The sequence below is a fragment of the Corynebacterium sp. HMSC14H10 genome, from assembly GCF_001807105.1.
In the GTDB taxonomy this organism is placed as follows: Bacteria; Actinomycetota; Actinomycetes; order Mycobacteriales; family Mycobacteriaceae; genus Corynebacterium; species Corynebacterium jeikeium_D.
Map to the genome: position 1 here is coordinate 1 of NZ_KV787423.1, position 1122 is coordinate 1122.

Annotated in this window: 1 protein-coding gene; it reads right to left on the reverse strand. The window is 51.5% G+C overall.

Features of this window, described 5'->3' with window-relative positions; all coding sequences use genetic code 11:
• Positions 1-255 (reverse strand): hypothetical protein (locus HMPREF3135_RS11445; protein WP_210384704.1); only part of this gene is annotated, 255 nt, incomplete at its 3' end.
• Positions 256-1122 lie beyond the last annotated feature (867 nt).

Sequence of the window (1122 nt, forward strand, 5' to 3'; positions counted from 1 at the left end):
ACACACACCCACGAAGACAACCACCCCAAAACCAGGGCAACCACCACATGAGCAGCAGAAGAAGACTCTACCTTCACTGCAAACACAAGTCAAACCGACCGTGAATACAAAGTAAACTCTCCCCCACATCACCACAACAGCGATCACATCGCCCTGTCGCGCTGACCCCGGATACATTACACACACTTCACACATAAAGCGAACCCCCAGGTCACAATGCCCTTTTCTAAAGCGCATCAGCACATTAACAGCCATAAACCATCCAACTACAACATGCACGAGGCAGTAAGTGGAGCGCACTGCATCTAATTCCCACTACAGCTCTGGAACCCGACCGAGCGTAATCACATTCGATGATTCTAAAGACAACGCTCCAACTGAAGGAGTCGGCAGTCTTTACAAGGCGAAATTGATTCAGCCGCAAGTTCGAGGATGATCCCGATGATGGTTAGGAAATGCTCATTGAGGAAATTGACCGCACGTCCCGACAGATTATCGCGTAGCAGTTGGGCTGGATGGAATTACTGCTTAGCTGAGAGCGGGAAGAGCAAACGGACAAGGAGGTGGTGGATCCAGCTCCTAGTTTCAAATGCAGTCACCTAGGTGGCTTGTACGAGCCTTGATACCAACACTGGGAACTGATACCACCCCGAGGCCTGAGTAATCGATTCGAGGTTCTGTTCGACGAGGTAATCCAACTGGTACCCTGCCTGGCCGAGTCAGAGCTGTTTGAGTCGAGTTAGCGAGCGCGGACGTCTTCCACTCCGTCAGCATGGCCGACGTGAAAGTGGGTACATACCAACGCTGTGGCCCCCTCTCACTACGTTTCGCACCAGGATAAAGACATGGAAGCAGTTCGCTGCTTGCTAGTTGATTGGCTCGAGCACGTCGGCCCCCTGTCTTGAGCACTAAGTAATATTGGCCGACTCGAACAACTGCGTGGATGATCAGAGCCGTTCATTGGAATGACTAGAGGTGTTGCATCGGTTCTTTGGCTAGCTGGCGGTATGTGTCAGTGATCGTTGCACGACGGAAGTATTCGATTCTGACTTGCTCGCGGGTTTACTGCCGGTCGACTAAAGGTTTCCATATCCGGGTTAAGTGACAAAAAGTGTGTCCGCT